Here is a 14,181-nt window from a genome sequence, read left to right on the forward strand (position 1 = left end):
AATATATTCGTACCTATATAATTGAATCCTGACCAACTTCTTATGAGATATATTTTTGTTGCTTTCTTTCTACTGAGTATCGCAACCCCGACGTTTGCTCAAAATAACCCCAATGTAGTCAGCATATTTAACAGTGACTCTACGTTGGTGGGCACAGGTATTTTGAGAAATGGCTTAATGGAAGGCCTATGGAGGTTTGAAAATCCAAGAACACGCCAGCTTATCCAAACTATTAATTTCGAAGCTGGAAGTAGAGAAGGTTTATTAACAACCTTTCAGGCTGGGAATGTAAAACGCTCCGAAAGACAATATAGAAACAATAAACTGAATGGCAGTTACCGCGAATTTGATAGCACTGGAGCATTAATTTTAGAAATGTCCTTTGCTGACTCTATCCCCGTAGGTAGTTACAAAGAATTTTTTGGAAGAGACGGCAATTTCAGCTGGCTTAACCCAAGACAGGTAAAATTAGAGGGACAATATCAAAACGGAAAGCGTGAGGGTCAGTGGGTGAGTTTTTATGACACCGGTGAACTCCTATCTCGGGAAATTTATAAGGATGGAAGAAGGGATGGCCCTTATCGTGAATTTTTCCCTCAAGGAGATGTAATGGTAGAGGTAGATTACCGTAATGGTGAACCCCATGGTCCTTACACCCGATACGCCGGAGCTCGCTTAGTTGCAGAAAAAGGCACCTATGATAACGGGAAAAAAATAGGGGAATGGGTAAGTTATTTCCCAGGCACTAAATCAGTGGAATCCAGACAATTCTTTGATAATAGAGGCAATAGAACTGGGGAATGGAAATTCTTTTATGAAAACGGAAGAACTGCCAGAATAGAACGTTACGAAAACGATTTGCCTACAGGTACTTGGGAAGAGTTTTTTCCAAACAGAAGACTTTCGAAGCGGATGATTTATTCACTTGGAGTACCTACAGGCGAATATATTGAAAACCATGCCAACGGAAAAGTATCTGTTAAAGGACAATATAGAAATGGGGCCAAGGATGGTCTTTGGATAAGTTATTTTCCGGAAGGAACCGTTTATTCTGCTGGTGAATACAGAAATGATCTTAAAACAGGTCTCTGGAAGTATTTTAATAAAATAGGCATTTTGATTGCAGAAGGAGAATATTCCTTGGGTTCTGAAAATGGACAATGGTTTTATTACTATGATGGAGGACAACTAAAATCCGTCGGTAACTATTTCCTTGGCTTTGAAAATGGTGTTTGGGGATTATTTTATGACAATAAACAGTTGACCCAAGAAGAATTCTGGGATAATGGAAGATTGATGAATGTTGGTGACTACTTCTCTTATGACGGTAGCACTACGTACGATAAAGGTACCCTAAGCAATGGCAATGGATCAAGAATCACCTATTACACTTCAGGGACCAAAGAATCTGAGGGAATGTATGTAAATGGAAAGGCAGATGGCACTTGGGTTTATTTCCATGAAAATGGACGGAAAGCCTCTGAAGGCCAAATGAAAGATGGCAAAAAAGAAGGACCTTGGAGATATTTTAACATTGCCGGTAGACTTGAGCAAATCATCAATTTCAAAGATGATGAGATCATACCTGATCCATCAGAAGGCTTTTAATTAACTAAACATTTGAAACCCTCAAACAAATAGACCATACAACTGTTATGATAAAAAAAGGCTATGTTTGGACTATTCAAAAAGAAATCAGAAATTGAAAAACTGCAGGATGAGTATAAGTCCTTGCTAGAAAAATCACATAAAATCTCCCATTCCAACCGTGCTGCTGCCGATAAATTGATGGCAGAAGCCGAAGAAATTGCAAAAAAAATTGACGCATTGAAAAAATAAAAAAAGCCGAATTAACGGCTTTTTTTATTTCCTTTATTTTCAGCGATTTATAATAAAACACACTGTTTCACCCCTCCCATTTAGCAATATGGCAAAGTATTTGCTATTTTTTAATCTTGAGCAATTATACTAACAACAAAATATAATTTTATTTTTTTAATTTTTTCATGCTTTTATTGCTTATTTTGACTTTTAACCGAAATCATAAATATGTATTTTGTAAAAAAACAAAACTTTCAATCAGTATCATCCGTAAATACATTCAAAAGTACACTAAACCAATACTGTTATGAAAAGGTCAATCAAAATATTCGTAATAGTCTTGATGATTGGCATAGCTAACATGCTTCCTCATCAAGCATCTGCTTCTCCTCCTTTCGGAGTAAGCTTTCAGGTTTTCTACAATGAATTAAGTCCATTTGGCGACTGGGTGATGGATCCTAATCATGGATATGTTTGGGTCCCTTATGTAGATGCTCATTTTCATCCTTATGCCTCTCACGGAAGATGGGTAATGACATCCTTTGGGAATACCTGGGTATCGGATTTCTCTTGGGGCTGGGCTCCTTTCCACTATGGAAGATGGTTTTGGTCAGATTTCTATGGATGGGCATGGGTACCTGGCTATCAGTGGGGTCCTGCTTGGGTAAGCTGGAGAAGTGGCGGAGGATTCTATGGATGGGCACCTCTAGGCCCTGGCCTTCATGTCAATGTAGGTTTTGGAATACCAAGTGCACACTGGGTATTTATTCCTCAAAGAAGATTCAGACATAGACATTTCAACAGGTATTTCATCCCTCATCACAGAGCGGTCAATGTCTTCCATCAAACTACGATCATCAACAATACCACTGTGATTAATAATAATACCTTCTACACTGGTCCTTCTAGAAGAGAAATTGAGCGTGTAACCAATAGTAGAGTGCCTGTATATACGGTACAGGAAAGTAACAGACCAGGAAGAGCAGTCGTACGTAGCAACGCAGTAGAAATGTATAGACCTCAGATCCAATCTGACAGAAATAGCAGAGAGGTTGTAAGACCTGCTACCGCTTACAGCCAAGATGAGTTTAGAAGCCGTAATGCTACAAGAGCTGCCGCTTCTAGTCAGGGAAGAGCTGTCTCTCCTGCTAGCCGTGGAACGGAAGTTAACGGGAATTCCAGAAATGGACAGGTAGGATCTGCTCAAACTCCTTCCAGAGTAAATACAGCAACTGGGAGTACAAGAGCAAATGAGGTCAATAGAACTTCCACTGGAAACAACAATACCTCCCGAGGGGCAACTGTAAACTCTGGTGGGCAGACTAGGAATGAAGGAGTGAGATCTACAGCTCCAGCAAATAGAAACACTACAAATGCTCCAGCGGTAAGAAATAATAATCAAAATACCAATAATTCTTCTGGTCCTGCTGTGAGAAATGCTCCTGCTAGAACTTCTGGAAATAATCAGTCTTCAACAGTTAACAGAAGTCAAAATAATGCACCAAGAGCTAGTGCACCTGCTTCTAGCCGAAGTCAGTCTGTCAAAGCACCTTCTAATAACCAAAGAAGCTCTGGCCAAGTAAGCGCCCCAAGATCAACCAATAACAGATCTTCGAACGCAAGCAAGCCAACGGTAGCTCCTAGCAGAAACAGTGGATCTTCAAGCGCTGCTAAACCAAGTGTTGCGCCTAGCAGAAAAAATAGTAGCTCCTCCAGTGGCACTAGTTCTTCTAGCAGATCTTCCAGCAGCAATTCCTCTAGAAACAGAGGCAACAACTAACAGGTAAACCAACTTAACTACCCTATAAAAACCAAAAAAGGCCTTCGGGCCTTTTTTATTTTCTTTTGAAGTCATCCTGAACTCTTACAATGTCCTCTTCATTGGAGGGATTATTGATGTCGACATGTTGCCATATTTCTGCTACTATACCCCAACTATCTTTTCCGATAAGACGATGTCTTTCACCCGTTGCCAATGTAATTATTCTCCCTGGAATTAAGTCTTCCACAGGACCTTCTTCATCTGAAAAACTTCTACAAATGGCCCCATTACCTGAAAGCAATTTCCAAACCTCAGACCTGCGGTGATGATACTGCCAGGACAACCTTTTTAGAGGTTCTACTAATAGCACCTTAGGACTAAGTTTCTGCTGAAATTGTTCCTCTGACATCTCCAGTTCAGAGAAAAAGAGCTCTTTAAATTCTCGGATTTGATCCTCGTCAATTACGAAAAAACCACCCCATGGTCTAGATTGATCTTCAGATATAACGCGAAAACCATATTCAGTAAGTTGGGAGCGAACCTGATCAAAAATAGATGTTCTTGGTGCCTGGGTATTTTGTATAACAACTAATTTCATGATAATTTTATTCAATCAAAAGTAGAAAAATCCTTTGGAAAAACTTGCCTTAAAGTGCTTTTTATTACTTTTCACTGCAAATCTTGCTGTTTTTGAAAAAAATCAGAGCGAATCATCTATCCCATATAAAATGAGCTGTGAATCTCTCTGATTTTTGGGTGATCACTAATTTTTTTAAAAAAGACAATTGCTAATCTTTGAAAATTTCTCATATTTGTTTAGAATCTTTAACTTATGAACTTAAAAAATCCAAATAAAACGCTTGAAAAAATCGAAGGGGTAGTTGAAGCCAAAAGTTATCTCAATAAACTTAAGCTGATCAAAAACCTTTATGTCAAAGGAAGCAACACAGCTGGAGAAATATGCAATGAAGTAGGTATCAGTTTACCAACAGTAAATTCTTTATTAAGTGATTTAATGAGTTCGGGTGAAATCATTAAACATGGCAGAGCAGAGTCCCAAGGCGGAAGAAAACCGGATTTATATAAGTTATCGGATAATTCCTTCTACATAATTTCAGTTGACATTAATAAATTCCGAGTTCGTACGGCAATTTATAACAGCAACAACCAACAAGTTTCTTCACCGGAAATACTTAAAGTCACTCTCAATAATGAAAAAGACACTTTTGAGATCATATGTGAATTTATCAGCACCCATTTACAAAATTCAGGAATTCCATCTGAAAAAATAATTGCAGCCGGCATATCTATGCCAGGACTGATTGATTCTATAACCGGCATCAATCATACATATTTAAAATTTGGTCAAAAAAGTTTGGTTGAAAAATTTGAAAACCGACTTGGAATAAAAGTTTTTTTAGAAAATGATGCTCGGGCAATGACACTTGCAGAATTTAAATTTGGTCAAAATGACCAATTTAAAAACGTCCTTGGAATATTTATAGGTTGGGGTATAGGCCTAGGGATCATTATTGATGGAAAAATATATCAAGGCGCCTCAGGATTTGCAGGGGAATTTTCTCATTCACCCATCTTTGAATCAAGAGAGGTAACCTGTACATGTGGCAAAAAAGGATGTCTAGAGTCCGTGGCATCGGGTACTGCCATTGTACGAATGGCCAAAGAAGCTATCGAATTTGATCATGATTCAATTCTTGCAAGGATGACCCGTGAAAACAATGGAGAAATAGAGCCTTATTTGGTAGTAGACGCAGCAATAGCTGGAGATCAACGGGCCATAACTATTTTATCCGAAGCAGGTTTGGATTTAGGAAGAGGAATTTCTATTTTGATTCAATTACTGAACCCGGAATTAATTATCATTGGCGGATCTGTAGCTGAAGCGAGGCAATACTTAGTGACCCCAATTCAGCAAGCACTTAATATTTACTCCATGGCCAAAGCGAGAGAAAACACAGAACTTACACTATATAAACTTGGCAAAGAAGTTGGATTACTTGGTGGAGTCGCTGTAGTCAATGAAAAAATATTTGAGGAATTCTTTCAATGAATTCCTCATTGATTTCCTAGCCTATGAATACCCAAAATCACCTACGCTTCTTCAGTCTTTTGATTATACTGTTATTAAGTAGCGGTAATACCACAAACCCAATCAATCCACCTCTTTTTGAGTTACTCAACCCAAAGAAGTCAGGTGTTACTTTTTCCAATAAGTTGACTGAAAACAAAAATAATAACATCCTTACCTATGAATATTTTTACAATGGGGCTGGAGTAGCGGTTGGAGACATCAACAATGATGGATTGGAAGACATTTTTTTTACAGGAAACATGGTGGACAATAAACTTTACCTTAATAAAGGGGACTTTAAATTCCAAGATATTACTCAATCGGCAGGCGTGGGTGGCAAAAACTCTTGGACTACAGGAGTCACCATGGTAGATATCAATGGAGATGGCCTTCTAGATATTTATGTCTGCTACTCTGGCAATGGAGATCTTGATAGCAGGAGGAATCAATTATTCATTAATCAGGGAGACTTGACGTTCAAGGAAGAAGCTAGTGTATATGGTCTAGATGATCCTTCCAATAGCACTCAGGCAGTTTTTTTCGATTTTGATAAAGATGGTGATTTGGATTTATTTTTATTGAATCATCATATAGAGGTGATCAATGAAATAGAATTTGATAAGGCACGATCGGTAAGGCATCCTTTTGCAGGAGATAAATTGTTCAGAAATGATAATGGAGTTTTTGTAGACATTTCAGAAGAAGCTGGCATCAAGGGTAATGCTATGGGCTTTGGCTTGGGTGTAGTCGCCAGTGATCTCAATGGAGACGGATGGTTGGATATCTATGTAAGTAACGATTATATAGAGCAGGACTATATCTATATCAATAATGGAGATGGCACATTTAGTGATCAAATGGAAGATATGCTCCAACATTTATCCCATTTCTCTATGGGGCTTGACATTGCTGACATCAATAATGATGGTTTGATGGATATTTTTACTTTAGACATGCTGCCCGAGGACAATAAACGTCAAAAACTACTCTATGGTCCTGAAAATTACGAACAATATGCTTTAATGGTCAATCGTGGTTTTTACCATCAAAATATGCGAAACATGTTGCAACTCAATCAAGGAATGGGGGCATTTTCTGAGATTGGACAACTTGCGGGCATTTCCAATACAGACTGGAGTTGGGCAGCCTTATTTTTCGACGCAAATAACTCCGGTTTCAAAGACCTATTCATAACGAATGGATACTTCAGGGACTACACCAATAGAGATTTTCTAAAGTATAAAGGAGATTATTACTTTAAGTCAGCTATTAATAGAGAAAAAGCGGATACACTTCACTTGGTCACTTCCATGAGTTCTACCCCTATTCCCAACTATATTTTTGAAAACAATGGGAATCTACAATTCAAAAATCAATCAAAAAACTGGGGTATTGCAAGCCCTGGTTTTAGCAATGGAGCTGCCTATGCTGACTTAAATAATGACGGATACCTTGACTTAATTGTCAATAATATTAATGAGCCAGCCTCTATTTTTCAAAATCAAGGAGGAAAGCTGGGAACAAAACAAAATTTTCTACAGATTAAACTAAAGGGGAATACGCTCAATAGCTCAGGTATTGGCGCTTTGGTTACTTTGTATACCGGCGGTATGATACAAACGCAAGAACTAATGCCCACTCGAGGATTTCAATCCAGTGTATCTCATCGCTTACATTTTGGACTTGGAAACGCCAATATGATAGATTCTATCGCCATTAGATGGCCAGAAGGCAAAGTCCAAAAATTAGGTTCCACTGAAGCCAATCAACTACTGACTATTGAGCAAGCACATCTGCAATCGTGGACAGTACCCTCATTTATACCACCAATTTTCACTGAATCCACCCTCACAATTCCATACAAACATGAGGAATCCGGATTCAATGACTTTAAGAGACAACCCTTGCTGATCGAAATGCCGTCTTTTGTGGGCCCGGTAATGGCAGCCGCAGACATAACAGGTGATGGACAAGAAGAGATTTTCATTGGTGGAAGTAAGGGCAAAGCAGGAAACCTCTTTCAATTGGTTGATGGAAAATGGAAAGTATTTAATGGTTATAAGGCCTCCACTGAATTTACGGACGCATGTGCCCTTTTTGCTGATTTTAATGGAGATGGATGGATAGATTTATATGTTTGTAGCGGTGGATATCATGATTATCTTTCCAATGATGAGTCACTTCAAGACCGTCTTTACATAAATGATGGAAAAGGCAATCTCATCTGGGACAAAGATGCCTTGCCAAAAATCCGGACGAGTACAACAGTCGTCACTATTGCAGACTTCAACCAGGACGGAAGACCTGATATTTTTGTAGGTGGTACGGTTATGCCCGGAAGGTATCCTTCTACTCCCCAAAGCTACCTCTTGATCAATGATGGTCAAGGGAAATTTAGTGACCAAAGTAAAAACTGGCTACCCAAACAAGGAAAGCTGGGCATGGTCAAAGCAGCTGCAGTAATTGATTTAAATTCAGATAGCAAACCAGACTTGATCATCACAGGGGAATATATGCCTATTGAAGTATTCATTAATCAAGGGAATTCATTTTCAATAGAATCCGATCAATATATCGATCAACCTACGCAAGGGTGGTGGTCAAGTATAGCATTGGCAGATTTAAATAATAACGGCAAATTGGATTTAATTATTGGAAATTTCGGTCTAAATAGCCCTTTTAAACCTAGCCCAAAAGAGCCATTAACCTTGTATTTTGAGGACTTTGATGACAATGGTTCCTTAGATCCCATCCTAACTTCTTACATACAAGGCAAAGCTTATCCATTTGCAAGTAGAGACGAGCTATTGGATCAACTTTATGACATGAGACGCAAGTTTACAGACTATGCTAGCTATGCGACAGCTGAAATTCATCAAGTATTCACCAAGGAGCAATTGGTAAATGCTTCAAGCCTGCAAGCAACAGAATTGCGGTCTGTTATTTTATTAAATAAAAACGATAAACTGGAAATGCATCCGCTTCCTATTGAAGCTCAATTTGCTCCTGTCCATGCTATACAGGTCTTAGATTATGATGATGATGGAAACCCTGATATTTTGCTTGGTGGCAATCAAAACTACACAAGGCTTAGAATAGGCCTGATCGATGCTAGTTTTGGACAACTATTCAAAGGGGATGGTAAAGGAAATTTCTCTTATATCCCACAACGGGAATCTGGACTTTGGCTAAAAGGCGATATAAAATCTATTCTTGCGCTGCCATCTAAGCCCAAAACTTTCTATTTTGGATTAAATAATCAAGGAATCAGCAGTTATGAATTGCAGTAAACAGTCTTGCATACAATTACAAAAAAAACTCCAAAGTTTATATCTTATTGGTATTTTGGCTTTAGCTTGTATTACTCAGGAGGTGAGTGCCCAAAAACAAGCTGCAACTCCTACCCTTTTTACTGAGAATTTATTTTTCGTCACCGAAGTAATGGTGACAGACGTGGCCTCCCCTCCTGCCGCGGCGAGGTTTTATGCATATTCAACCCTAGCTGCTCACTTGGCATATACTCAAGCTACCAAAGGCTCTTTGGATAAAAGCCTTCTTCACTTGACTAATAGACAACTACAATCACCGAGCATGGATAATGAAGGAATCAATCCTTCATTTGTATCTACCTATGCTATGCTATTGGTTGGTCAAGAAATCATGCCCTCAGGTGATTTTTTAATAGAAAAGCAACGAAATCTAATCCAAACTTTTTCAAAAAATAGATGGATAGGTAAGAAAGAAGTTGAAAAGAACATTCAATTTGCAAGCAGCATTGCCAAGCAGGTTTTGAACCTAGCACGAACAGATGGATATAGAAAGTTAAGTACACTTACACGTTACAGTCCCAAAAAAGGAGAAGGGTATTGGTTTCCAACCCCTCCAGCCTATATGGCTGCAGTTGAACCGGAATGGAGGACAATTCAACCATTTTTTTTGAAAAACATCGAACAGTATAAACCTAATCCTCCAGCACCATTTGACTTAACAGAAGGGTCTCCATTTAAATTGCAGCTAGATGAAGTGTTTGCAGTAACAAGTAAGCTAAATGAAGAGCAAGAGCTTATTGCCAATTTCTGGGATTGTAATCCCTTCAAGGTAGAATTTTCAGGACATATGGCCATCGGAATAAAAAAAATTTCCCCCGGAGGACATTGGGTAGGTATTACTGGAATTGCCAGCGAAAAAGCAGGGTTAAATTGGGAAAAAACATTGTATATACACGCCTTGGTCTCCATGGCTTTGCATGATGCCTTCATCAGTTGCTGGGAGGAAAAATATGATTCTGATCGAGTCCGTCCAGAGTCTGTAATTCAACGCCATTTGGATCAAGAATGGAGACCTTTGCTACAAACCCCTCCATTTCCCGAATATACAAGTGGACACAGTGTCATTTCTAGTGCTTCGGCAGAAATTTTAACCGCTTTCTTTGGTGATAACTTTGATTTTATAGACACTTCCGAGGTTTACTTCGGATTGCCAGAAAGAGCTTTCAACTCCTTCTACCAAGCTGCTGAGGAAGCTGCCATTTCCCGACTTTATGGAGGCATACATTTCCGCGATGCAATAGAAGAAGGAGTCAAACAGGGAAAGAAAATAGGATTGACTATTTTGCAACAAGTCAATTCTTCAACCTCCCTTGCAAATCAATCGAAATAGCAAAAGGATTTAGTAGCTTATCCACCAATACAGCCACCTGTTCACGGGTCAACTTTTGGTCACTCATTGGACGTTCTCCAAGGCCGCATTTGTCCCACGCTTGAAGAATCATTTCTACAGTCAGACTCTTATGGATTACTTCCATAAGTTCGGAAAAGAAAGCAAAGGTTAAGGTTTCACCAGACGCATTCCAGTAATTGGTAAGATTAGGGAAGAAAAGTCTTAAACCTTCAGCCAGCTCAAACTCCGAAAGTGTTTTTTCTGGATAAAACCAAGTTTGATTGGCCCATTTATAGGGTACTCCATATCCTTTCAAAATCCCAGTAGCTCCAATTCGTTGGATTGCCTGAAAGTTGGCATGAGAGGGTTGAATATCAATATAAGGCATTATGTAAGCATTGGAATCAAGTAGTTGTTGTTGCACTTCCCTTACTTCGACCTCTTGAAGATTTTGTTGGTTCAATATTGCCACAGCTGCTAAAGCTCCAGCAGCTTGACCAATTCCCAGTACAACTGGTTGTAATCGGCTAGCTCCATTTACAATATTTGAAACCCCTATACTTTTCTCGGCTACAATCAAATGGGTGGAACTCTTAGGAATCAAACTCCCCAAAGGAACATTATACGAAGGCACCCTGATTTTAATAAAGTCGATTTCCGGTGCTTCCGGATTCATCTTATGATGATGATCTATGGTATAATCACCGACTGCAATACCAGTTCTGTACAAGGGTTTTTCTTGTTTGAAGGGCTCCAATACATGGGGTAATGTAAACATTGCTTCCGCCAATGTTCTCCGTGATTCTCTATGATAGGGAATAAACGGCAATTGATCCTCCGTTGGAAACTCATCATCTGCAATCCCCAAATGTTTAAAGCCTAATTCCTGTTGAATGTAATAAATAAATCTCAAGGAATGCAGTTTAGCCTCCTTAAGTGCTTCCATTCGCTCTTCTGGAGTCATTTCAATGATATTCATATAAATATCATTCCCACAATTAGGCCAGTTGATCATATATTTTCCATTGGGAAGCTTCCCATAATTGAGCATTTTCTGACAGTCATTGGTGGGATCGTCAAAAGAAGTAGGATCAGCATGGTCACAAGCACATGCGAAAATGGACGCATCATAACCTGCTGGCTTAGGAATTGTCATATCGGCGCCTATTCCGAAATCCTTCAAGGTAACTACATAAGTTAAATCCTGAACTATATCATTTGCTTCTAGTGGTGCATAGATTTCTCCAAATCTCGCTTGACTGTCCATACCTACAAAATACTCGTATCCCTGAGACGCCATCACATCACCGAGCTCTGTCGCATCAATCAGCATTTGAGCCTGTATACTCTTCATCTGACCATCTTGTGAATAAGTCACTAACCATCTATTGTTTTCAAATTCAACAGTTTCCCATTTGGCACGTTGCATCACACGCAGATTGATTTGGTCTTTGGTCCATTCCTGAAAAAATTTATTCCCTATGGACGGTTCAAATAAGGTATTCGATACCCAGCCAGTACCAACGGCTTCAGGTCCTCCATAATGCCCGTAGAGCTTTCTCCTAAACTCTCCCCAAATACCAGATGGCATGCGGTGATTACCATCGATGGCAGAAACCCCCGCAGAAGTGAGCATTCCTCCCAACCAAGGAGTCTCTTCCAAAATTACCGTGGAGACTCCCATACCGGAAGCTTGAATTGCTGCGGAAACTCCACTAGCTCCTCCACCTATGATCAATACTTGTGTTTGATCTTGAGAAAAGGAGAGGGACCATGAAGTAACCAATAAAAGTAGCGTACAAAGGCTAAATCGTATCATAATTTTGTAGGGTTAAGTCCAGCAAATGAGGCTGCTCCATACAAGGGGGCAAGTCCGCCAAGTTCGCTGATGATAATGGTTAGATAAATATCGGCATCAATTAAATTTCTTTGTAAGGCAGGAATAAACCATGCATGAGCTTTGGCTATATTACCACCTAAAACCAAAGCTTCAAAAGGCTGCATCCGCCATTGAAGCCCAATAAATTCCGTAAGATTGGCAGCAAACTCATCAAAAAGTTGAAATGCTATTCTTTGATAAGCGAGATTTTCGAACAAGGCTCTTACATGGGGAACAGCTACGCCATACTTCTCTCGGGCCCGTCGAACAAACCAAGCTGTGCCTACATAAGATTCAATAATACTGTCTTTGAATGGGCTTGACCACAAGCCAGCATCCTTTACTACTTCACTTAGCTTCCAAGCAGACCCTAAACCTGTACCTAAGGTCAACAACAGCGCTGTATCAAAGTCAAGATTACTTCCAACTACCTCTCCTCTTAAATAAGCCTCTGCATCATTCAAAAAGCATATATCTTGCTCCTCCAATCCCAAAAATCTGCCAAACTCCTTTTTGAGATTTAGACCAAAAAGTGAGCGAAACTTATCTTGTTGCTCAATTAGACAAACACCGTTTTCATAATCAAAAGGTGCAGGAAATGCTACTCCTACTTTTTGAATTATATACTTGGATTTTAATTGGAGGAAAATATTTTCCCAAGCACTCAAAATCTCTTGCTGATTTTTAGACGAATCTACTGCTGCATCAATCGAATCAATTAATACTGGGACCGACTGAAGAGCATCAAATATCCCAACACCTATACGAGAACCTCCAACATCCACTCCTACAGTCACTATTTTTTTTGTGTCAATCATCAAGGTCGAAGATAACGATTCATTGCTTTTAGTAAGGTTCGCTCTTCAGTATCTTCATGATACTCCCAAAACATCATACCTCCTAATCCCATTTCTTTTACAAAATCTGCTTTTGCTTTGATGGACTGTTCATTTTCAAAAGTAAAGAAAATCGAATCAGCCGGGTTCCATAAATATGGGGCTTGACTAGCTTCATCCCATAGTTTCTCATAAGCATTATTTGCTATAAATGCTTGTATATCTTTAAAAGAGAAATTTTTCCAGCCAGTGGCAGGTTGGTATAAGCCATTATTTTCAGGGAATACAGACTTCCATGCTTTACCATAAAACGCAACACCTACTACCAATTTTTCGGCAGGAACGCCCGCCTCCAAATGTTGCCTAACTGCCGCCTGGGTTGAACGCATTTCAGATTTCGGAGCATTCAAGTTAGTATGATGTCCTGTCTCCGACGCCCAAACTCCTGTAAAGTCGTAGGTCATAATATTAATAAAGTCAAGATACTTTTGAGCTTCTCCAAGATTATTGGCATCTACATATTCTTTGAATCCACCCGATGCAATCGTGTGCAAATATTGCTTTTGATGAAGCCCCCCCAAACTGTCTAAGGCTTCCTTTACAGACTTCAACATCCAAACAAAATTTTCCCGGTCTTCATCCCTGTAAGGGTTATCATCTCCAGGAATACCAGGGTACTCCCAATCAAAATCCAAACCATCTAATTGGTGCCTTAACAAATACTCTATGGCCGAATCTGTTAATTTTTTTCTACCTTCTGGAGTAAGGACGGCATCTGAAAATCCCTTAGACCATGTCCAGCCTCCAATGGAGATCAAAATTTTTAAATCAGGATTAATAGTTTTTAAAGAATTTAGGGCTACTAAATTAAGGCTATCTTGCTCAAACCTACCCTCGCCTTCCATCACGAGTCCATCTATCACATTAGCAAAGGCGTAATTGATGTGGGTAAATGCAAATGGATCTATGGTCGAAACATCCAGATTTTTCCACCCTGCAATATATCCGATGAGTTTATAGGAAGGTTCCTCCACAGAATCCGTTGGTAACGTACATGAAACCAAACCAAAGAAACAGTATCCAATTAGAAAGAAAGATAGTTTTTTCATAGTATTTTGGAGTAAAAAAAGGT

General features: G+C 39.3%; 10 protein-coding genes. 6 read left to right on the forward strand and 4 right to left on the reverse strand.

Features of this window, described 5'->3' with window-relative positions; genetic code table 11:
- Positions 1-42: 42 nt before the first annotated feature.
- The 3 genes from ACXIUD_RS04195 to ACXIUD_RS04205 all read left to right on the forward strand — a co-directional run bounded on the left by ACXIUD_RS04195 (position 43) and on the right by ACXIUD_RS04205 (position 3,601).
- Positions 43-1,608: a hypothetical protein gene (locus ACXIUD_RS04195; RefSeq protein WP_458051365.1), complete on the forward strand. Its 1,566-nt coding sequence runs from the start codon at positions 43-45 to the stop codon at positions 1,606-1,608.
- A gap of 63 nt (positions 1,609-1,671) precedes the next feature.
- Entirely contained in the window at positions 1,672-1,839 is a 168-nt protein-coding gene (locus ACXIUD_RS04200) for a Lacal_2735 family protein (protein WP_458051366.1), read from the forward strand.
- Positions 1,840-2,128: 289 nt separating this feature from the next.
- Positions 2,129-3,601, forward strand: coding sequence for a DUF6600 domain-containing protein (locus tag ACXIUD_RS04205; RefSeq protein ID WP_458051367.1), 1,473 nt, complete (start codon positions 2,129-2,131; stop codon positions 3,599-3,601).
- A gap of 55 nt (positions 3,602-3,656) precedes the next feature.
- On the opposite strand, the gene ACXIUD_RS04210 is transcribed toward ACXIUD_RS04205, so the two are convergent.
- Complete coding sequence (locus ACXIUD_RS04210) at positions 3,657-4,181, reverse strand: cupin domain-containing protein (RefSeq protein ID WP_458051368.1); 525 nt, start codon at positions 4,179-4,181, stop codon at positions 3,657-3,659.
- Between the two features lie 234 nt (positions 4,182-4,415).
- Between ACXIUD_RS04210 and ACXIUD_RS04215 the strand changes: the two genes are divergently transcribed.
- Genes ACXIUD_RS04215 through ACXIUD_RS04225 form a run of 3 tightly spaced genes read left to right on the forward strand, consistent with a single transcriptional unit; the run spans position 4,416 to position 10,334 of the window.
- Complete coding sequence (locus ACXIUD_RS04215) at positions 4,416-5,654, forward strand: ROK family protein (RefSeq protein WP_458051369.1); 1,239 nt, start codon at positions 4,416-4,418, stop codon at positions 5,652-5,654.
- A gap of 23 nt (positions 5,655-5,677) precedes the next feature.
- Positions 5,678-8,965 (forward strand): VCBS repeat-containing protein, encoded by a 3,288-nt coding sequence (locus ACXIUD_RS04220; protein ID WP_458051370.1) that lies wholly within the window; start codon positions 5,678-5,680, stop codon positions 8,963-8,965.
- Positions 8,952-10,334 (forward strand): vanadium-dependent haloperoxidase, encoded by a 1,383-nt coding sequence (locus tag ACXIUD_RS04225; protein WP_458051371.1) that lies wholly within the window; start codon positions 8,952-8,954, stop codon positions 10,332-10,334. Before ACXIUD_RS04220 ends, ACXIUD_RS04225 begins: the two co-directional genes overlap by 14 nt.
- On the opposite strand, the gene ACXIUD_RS04230 is transcribed toward ACXIUD_RS04225, so the two are convergent.
- The 3 genes from ACXIUD_RS04230 to ACXIUD_RS04240 are packed head-to-tail and all read right to left on the reverse strand — an operon-like array spanning position 10,297 to position 14,158.
- A complete protein-coding gene (locus ACXIUD_RS04230) occupies positions 10,297-12,153 on the reverse strand; it encodes an FAD-dependent oxidoreductase (protein ID WP_458051372.1) in 1,857 nt (618 codons plus the stop codon). The genes ACXIUD_RS04225 and ACXIUD_RS04230 overlap by 38 nt on opposite strands.
- Positions 12,150-13,031, reverse strand: coding sequence for an ROK family protein (locus ACXIUD_RS04235; protein WP_458051373.1), 882 nt, complete (start codon positions 13,029-13,031; stop codon positions 12,150-12,152). Before ACXIUD_RS04235 ends, ACXIUD_RS04230 begins: the two co-directional genes overlap by 4 nt.
- Positions 13,031-14,158, reverse strand: coding sequence for a glycoside hydrolase family 18 protein (locus tag ACXIUD_RS04240; RefSeq protein WP_458051374.1), 1,128 nt, complete (start codon positions 14,156-14,158; stop codon positions 13,031-13,033). The genes ACXIUD_RS04235 and ACXIUD_RS04240 overlap by 1 nt, the downstream gene beginning before the upstream one ends.
- Positions 14,159-14,181 lie beyond the last annotated feature (23 nt).

This window comes from Mongoliitalea sp., assembly GCF_054166905.1.

Bases quoted from the DNA above. Each gene is read 5' to 3' on its own strand.
- ACXIUD_RS04195 (WP_458051365.1), top strand. From the start codon at position 43: ATGAGATATATTTTTGTTGCTTTCTTTCTACTGAGTATCGCAACCCCG.
- ACXIUD_RS04230 (WP_458051372.1), bottom strand. From the start codon at position 12,153: ATGATACGATTTAGCCTTTGTACGCTACTTTTATTGGTTACTTCATGG.
- ACXIUD_RS04220 (WP_458051370.1), top strand. From the start codon at position 5,678: ATGAATACCCAAAATCACCTACGCTTCTTCAGTCTTTTGATTATACTG.
- ACXIUD_RS04225 (WP_458051371.1), top strand. From the start codon at position 8,952: ATGAATTGCAGTAAACAGTCTTGCATACAATTACAAAAAAAACTCCAA.
- ACXIUD_RS04240 (WP_458051374.1), bottom strand. From the start codon at position 14,158: ATGAAAAAACTATCTTTCTTTCTAATTGGATACTGTTTCTTTGGTTTG.
- ACXIUD_RS04215 (WP_458051369.1), top strand. From the start codon at position 4,416: ATGAACTTAAAAAATCCAAATAAAACGCTTGAAAAAATCGAAGGGGTA.
- ACXIUD_RS04200 (WP_458051366.1), top strand. From the start codon at position 1,672: ATGTTTGGACTATTCAAAAAGAAATCAGAAATTGAAAAACTGCAGGAT.
- ACXIUD_RS04235 (WP_458051373.1), bottom strand. From the start codon at position 13,031: ATGATTGACACAAAAAAAATAGTGACTGTAGGAGTGGATGTTGGAGGT.
- ACXIUD_RS04210 (WP_458051368.1), bottom strand. From the start codon at position 4,181: ATGAAATTAGTTGTTATACAAAATACCCAGGCACCAAGAACATCTATT.
- ACXIUD_RS04205 (WP_458051367.1), top strand. From the start codon at position 2,129: ATGAAAAGGTCAATCAAAATATTCGTAATAGTCTTGATGATTGGCATA.